Source organism: Cellulomonas sp., assembly GCF_035634735.1.
Lineage (GTDB): Bacteria > Actinomycetota > Actinomycetes > Actinomycetales > Cellulomonadaceae > Cellulomonas.
Window position 1 is genome coordinate 1 of record NZ_DASQCJ010000050.1, and the last position, 6,065, is coordinate 6,065.

The following is a 6,065-nucleotide window of genomic DNA, read 5'->3' on the forward strand; positions in this document are numbered from 1 at the left end:
GACCTCGTGCGCGAAGTCGAGCTCGTGGTCGGCGTCGAACCGCGCGAGCTGGTCCGCGGACGCGATGCCGGCGACGACCGCCCGCACGTCCGCCTCGGTGAGCCGGGGCACGGACTCCGCCGCCCGGAGCTCGCCGTGCACGCGCAGCAGCGGCGGGTGCTCGGCGGCGAGGTGGATGTCGGAGCAGTCCAGCGCGACCGCCTCCTCGACGACCCGGTCCAGGAGGGAGGGGGCCGGCGGGGCCGGCCGGGCCGTCCGCCCGGCCGCGGGCTCGGCCGCCGCGCCGGGCCACGCCGCGCCCGCCCGGGCGTGCTCGTGCGTCTGCGCGGTCATACGACCACCCGCAGCAGCTCCTCGAGCGACGTCTGCCCCGCGCAGACCTTCTGCCACCCGTCCTCGCGCAGGGCCACCATGCCCTCGCCGTGCGCCGTCGCCGCGATCTCCTGCGCCGACGACCCCGCCACGGCGTGCCGCTCGATCGCCTCCGAGACCTCCATGACCTCGTGCAGCGCGAGCCGCCCGCGGTACCCGGTGCCGGAGCACGCGGGGCAGCCCACGGGGCGGCGCAGCTCGACCGGGCGGGACGGGTCGGGCCACGCGAACCCGGCGGACCGGAGGTCGGCGGGCGAGGGTTCGTAGGTCTCCGCGCACTTGGCGCACAGCCGTCGGGCGAGCCGCTGCGCGACCACGCAGTCCAGCGCCGACCCGACCAGGAACGGCTCGATGCCCATCTCCACCAGCCGGGTCACCGCGGACGCGGCGTCGTTGGTGTGCAGGGTCGACAGGACCAGGTGGCCGGTGAGCGCCGCCTCGACCGCGATCTGCGCGGTCTCGTGGTCCCGGATCTCCCCCAGCAGCACGACGTCGGGGTCGGAGCGGAGGATCGACCGCAGCGCGCCGGCGAAGGTCAGCCCCGCCTTCGGGTTCACCTGCACCTGGTTGATGCCCGGCAGCCGGTACTCGACCGGGTCCTCGACGGTGATGACGTTGATCTCCGGCTTCGAGACCACGTTCACGGTGGCGTACAGCGTCGTGGACTTCCCGGAGCCGGTCGGCCCGGTGACCAGGATCATCCCGTAGGGCTTGGCGTAGGCCCGGCCGTAGACCTCGAAGGCGTGCCCGGAGAACGACAGGTCGCGCAGGTCGAGCCGGGCGGTGGAGTTGTCCAGCACCCGCATGACGACCTTCTCGCCCCACACCGTCGGCAGGGTCGCCACGCGGAGGTCGATCTTCTGGCCCGCGTGCGTCACGGACAGCCGGCCGTCCTGGGGCTTGCGGCGCTCGGCGATGTCGATGTCGGACATCACCTTGATCCGGGAGATGACCGAGGACTGGATCGACTTCGGGGCGCTCTGCTGCTCCTTGAGCACGCCGTCGATCCGGTACCGGACGCGCACCTCCGTCTCGGCGGGCTCGACGTGGATGTCGGACGCGCGGTCGGCGATCGCCTGGGTGACCAGCAGGTTCACCCACCGGACGACGGGGGTGTCGGCGGAGACGGTGTCGCCGACCTGGGACAGGTCGCCGGCGGCCTCCTCCTGGCCCTGGAGCGTCTGGCTCAGGTCGGCGATCTCGGAGTCGGCGCGCACCCACCGGTCGATCGCCTGCACCAGCGCGCGGCGCGAGGCGACCACCGGGCGCACGGGCATGCGGGTCAGCGACCGGAGGTCGTCGAGCGCCAGCAGGTTGCCCGGGTCGGCGGTCGCGACGACCAGCTCCCCCGCCTCGACGGCCACGGGCAGCACGGTGTGCCGGCGGCACACCCCGCCGGGGACGAGCCCCACCGCGTCGCGGTCGATCTCCACCGCGTCGAGGTCGACGTAGGCCATGCCCGCCTGCTCGGCGAGCACGACGACGAGCTGGTCCTCGGTGAGCGCGCCGCTGGCGACGAGCGCCGGGCCGAGCGCGGTCCGCGTGGCGATCTGCGCGTCGAGCGCGGCGAGCAGGCGGTCCTCGTCGACGAGGCCGCGCTCGAGCAGGACCCGGGCGAGCTGGTCGCTCATCGCGCACCGCCCGCCGCCGCGCCGGCCGGCCAGGGCGCCAGCAGCCCCTCCGCCGCCCGCGCGATCGCGTCCACCAGCCCCCGCAGCGCCGTGTCGTCGAACGGCCGCGCCTCCCGCTCGCACGCCTGCGCCAGGTCCCGCATCGCCCCGAGCTGCTCGTGGCTCATCCGCAGCCGCCCGTCGATCGGCGACACGTACGGCGCGAGCTGCCGGGACACCTGGTACCGCGGGACCTGCACCCGCCAGGTCGCCAGGAACCGGTCGGTGCGGCGCAGCCGGTCGTGCGCCTGCTCCAGGTCCGTCCCGACCGCGCGCAGCACGCCGGCCGCCGCCGCGAGCTCGGCCGTGGCCGCGGTGAGGTCGTCGCGCAGGGTCGCGCTGAGCTGGGCCAGGTGCTCGGGGCCGACCTCGGGCTCGCCGCGGCCGACCTCCTGGGCGACGTCCACGACCATGTCGGTGTGCAGCCGGGCCAGGGCGATCAGGAACCGGACCCGGAGCACGGACCGGCGGGCCCCGGCCAGCGCCGGGGCGAGCGCGGTCATCATCCCGCCGACCTCGTCGCCGAGCGTCGACATCGCGCCGGCGGTGCTGGTGAGCACGGGCGCGGTGTCGGAGACGGTCGCCGAGGCCTGCGACGCCAGGAGGGTCACCTCGGCGAGCGCGGCGACCGCCCCCAGCGCGTCGCGCTCGACCGCCTGCAGCCGCTCGGCCAGGTGCGCCAGGCCGTCGAGCCGCAGCAGCAGGTCCTCGAGCTCGACCGTGACCAGGAGACACGCGGCCAGCACGTCGCCCGCCGGGCCGTGCACCGCCGCGGGGTCGGCGCGCCACCGGCGGCGCTCCACCAGGGCGAGCACCTCCTGCGGCATCACCGCGTGCATGAACTCGTCGTGGTCGGCGTAGCCCAGCCCGGCGAGCAGCTGCACCAGGTGGTCCCGGCCCGCCTCGGCCGCCGCGGCGGCGCCGGCGCCGTCCGCCCGGGCGGCCCGCTCGACCTCGAGCACCGCGCCGTACGCGCCGGCGGCCGCGCCCCAGGTCCGCTCGACCGCGGGGCCGATCCGCACCGACAGGTAGCCGTCGCCGAGCGGGGTCACCGTGGCGTACACCCAGTACGCGACGCCGTCGCCGGCCAGGTTCTGCACGTAGGCCGCGAACGGGCGCCCGGCCTGGAGGGTGTCCCACATCGCCCGGAACGCGCCGGCCGGCATGCCCGGGTGCCGGATGACGTTGTGCGGCGCGCCGATCAGGTCGCGCTGCTCGTGCGCGGCGACCCGGCAGAACGCGCCGTTCGCCGCGGTGATGACGCCGCGCGCGTCGGTCGTCGAGAAGATGAGCTCCGTGGGGCCGAGGGACCGGAGCTCGCCGGTCGGGGCGGGGCGGTCACGCACGGCGCAGCCCCTCCATCGCGAGCCGCACCAGGGTCAGCAGCACCTGCTTGGTGGCGGTGCGGGACCGGGCGTCGGTGTAGAGCACCGGCACGTGCGCCGGGATGGCGAGCGCCTCGCGCACGTCCTCCAGCCGGTGCTTCGCCACGCCGTCGAAGCAGTTCACCCCGACGACGAACGGGATGCCGCGCGACTCCACGTAGTCGACGGCCGGGAAGCACTGGTCGAGCCGGTCGGTGTCGACCAGGACCACGGCGCCGATCGCGCCCCGCATGAGGTCGTCCCACATGAACAGGAACCGGTCCTGGCCCGGGGTGCCGAACAGGTACAGCCACAGCGAGCCGGGCAGCGCGATGCGGCCGAAGTCCATCGCGACGGTGGTGGCGGTCTTGCGGTCCGCGACGCCACCCGCGTCGTCCACGCCGAGGGAGTGCTCGGTCATCGCGGCCTCGGTGTTCAGCGGCTCGATGTCGGAGATCGACCCGATGAACGTCGTCTTCCCGACCGAGAACCCGCCGGCCACGACGATCTTGACGACCGTCGGCGCCGCGGCGCGGTGCGCGCCGCCGTGGGCGTCGGGCCGGGCGTCGGGCCCGGCGTCGAGCGCCGGCACCGCGGCGCCCGGGTCAGAGGGAGGAAATGCCATCGTAAAGACTCTCCAAGACGTCGAGGACGAGGTAGCGCTCCTCGGCCGAGGTGGCGGCGCCCGGCCCGCCGAGCGGCGGCAGGCCCGCCTCGTGCACCTGCAGCGCGCCGAGCCGCACCAGGTCGGCCACCAGCACCTGCGCGACCCCGAGCGGGAGCCGCAGCCGGGCCGCGATCTCGGCGACCGTCAGGTAGCTGCCGGCCAGGCCGGCGAGGATCGCGCGCTGCTCCGCGCCGGACAGCGGGGCGTCGCCGCGGTCGTCGCCGGCGTGCACCAGGGTGTCGAGCCGCACGTCGCCGTCCGCCGGCACCCGGCCGCCGGTCAGCACGTAGGGCCGCACCCCGGGCACGGGCTCGCGGTCGCTCCGCCGCCCGGCCACGTCAGCTCCCCGTCCCGTCGAGCGGGTCCGCGGGGCGGTCCGCCGGGTGGTCGACCGGGAGGTCGCGGCGCAGGTCGGCGACGAGCTGCGGGGTGAGCGTGGTCTGCACGCGGCTCGCGAGCATGGCCATCTCGTAGCCGACGACCCCGACGTCGCAGGTCGGCTCGGCCGCCACGGCCAGCACGGAGCCGCCGGAGACGTGCATCAGGACGAAGAAGCCGACGTCCATCTCCAGCACGCACTGCGCGACCTGCCGGCCGCCGAGCTCGCGCGCCGCGCCCCGGGTCAGGCTGGCCATCCCGGACACGATCGCGGCGAGCTGGTCGCCGCGGGTGCGCTCCAGGCCCTGCGACATCGTCATCAGCAGGCCGTCGGCGGACACCACGAGCGCGAACCTGGTGCCGGGCGTGGATCGGACGAGCTCGTCCAGCAGCCAGACGAACCCCGTGCGGCTCTCGGTCGATCCGGTCATCGTGCCTCCTCGGCGACGCTGGTCAGGTCGGTGACGGCGAGCGGGTCGGTCGCGACTCCCGCCTGGGAGCCCCGGGCGGTGCCGGCGCGGAAGGCGGTCAGCCGGGCGCGCAGGGCCTCGGCGTCCCGGACGATCGCGTCCTCCGGCGCGTCGACGACCGCGGCCGTCGCCGCGGGGGTGCGCCGGGTGAGGGAGCCGGCGCCGGGGTCGGTCGCCTGCGGGCGGTAGGCGGAGATGCTGCTCAGCTCGGCGAGGGCCTGGCGCTGGAGCGAGGCCCGCTCGGCGAACGAGGCGTGCGCGTCGAGCGCGAGGCCGCCGCCGGGGGTCGGCGTGGCGGCATCAGGGGCGGCGGGGCCGCCGGCGCTCCCCTGACCGGACGGGCCGGGGACGAACGGGCCGTCCGCGGCCGGCCCGCCGCCCGGGACGAACGAGCCGCGGCCGCCGGGGCCCGCCGCGAGGTCGTAGCCGGGGTCGGGGTCGGGGTAGAACACCTCGGCGGGGCCGCCCGGGCGGGCCACGCCCGCGGTGGGTGCGGTCGGCGCGTCGTGCCCGGCGGCGCGGCCGGCGGAGCGGGCGGAGGCCCGGGCGCCGCGGGCGGCGCGGCCCCGACCCCGGCCCGGCGCGCGGTCCGCGGCGTGGCCGCCGTGCGCGCGCCCGTTCGGGTGGCCCGGGGCGGGTCCGGTCGCGTGCGCGGCGCCGTATGGTCCGGCGCCCGCCGGGTCGGGGACGGGGGCACCGTCGGGCGGGTGGCCGGGCGCGGCGTCCGGCGGGTGGCCGGGCGCGGCGCCGGCGCCGAGGCCGGGTCCGCCGGGCCCGCCGGGAATCGGCGTCTCGCCCGACAGGATGGCGTCGAACGACGGCAGCGCGAGGTCCGGCACGGGCGGGAGGTCGGCGGGGCGGGGGCCGCCGGCGGTGCGGCGGGGCCCGGGAGCCGGGTCGGGCGCGGGGCCGGGTGCGGCGCCGGGCGCCGGGCGCGGCATCGGGTCGGTCGCGAACGCCCCGCGCTCCTGCCGCGGCACCAGCGGATCGCCGCCGCCGGGCGCCACGAGCGGGACGTAGGCCTCCTCGGCGGGCGCGCCGGGCGTGATCGGCAGCGGCCCGCTCGCGGGGTCGGACAGCGCCGCGAGCCCGCCGTACCCGGGCTCCGGCAGCACCGTCGTGTCGTCCGGCTCGGCGGCGACCT

Annotated in this window: 5 protein-coding genes and 2 pseudogenes; all 7 read right to left on the bottom strand. The window is 77.3% G+C overall.

Annotated elements, in window-relative coordinates; genetic code table 11:
- Positions 1-333: pseudogene (locus tag VER05_RS04700) on the bottom strand (hypothetical protein); the annotation flags it as partial.
- Entirely contained in the window at positions 330-2,003 is a 1,674-nt protein-coding gene (locus tag VER05_RS04705) for a GspE/PulE family protein (RefSeq protein ID WP_324844241.1), read from the bottom strand. The gene VER05_RS04705 and the pseudogene VER05_RS04700, both read right to left, overlap by 4 nt.
- Entirely contained in the window at positions 2,000-3,388 is a 1,389-nt protein-coding gene (locus VER05_RS04710; RefSeq protein WP_324844242.1) for a PAS domain-containing protein, read from the bottom strand. The genes VER05_RS04705 and VER05_RS04710 overlap by 4 nt, the downstream gene beginning before the upstream one ends.
- Positions 3,381-4,031: a GTP-binding protein gene (locus VER05_RS04715; protein ID WP_324844243.1), complete on the bottom strand. Its 651-nt coding sequence runs from the start codon at positions 4,029-4,031 to the stop codon at positions 3,381-3,383. Before VER05_RS04715 ends, VER05_RS04710 begins: the two co-directional genes overlap by 8 nt.
- Entirely contained in the window at positions 4,012-4,410 is a 399-nt protein-coding gene (locus tag VER05_RS04720) for a DUF742 domain-containing protein (protein ID WP_324844244.1), read from the bottom strand. The genes VER05_RS04715 and VER05_RS04720 overlap by 20 nt, the downstream gene beginning before the upstream one ends.
- Position 4,411: 1 nt before the next feature.
- Positions 4,412-4,882, bottom strand: coding sequence for a roadblock/LC7 domain-containing protein (locus VER05_RS04725; protein WP_324844245.1), 471 nt, complete (start codon positions 4,880-4,882; stop codon positions 4,412-4,414).
- Positions 4,879-6,065, bottom strand: a pseudogene (locus VER05_RS04730) (hypothetical protein); the annotation flags it as partial. The gene VER05_RS04725 and the pseudogene VER05_RS04730, both read right to left, overlap by 4 nt.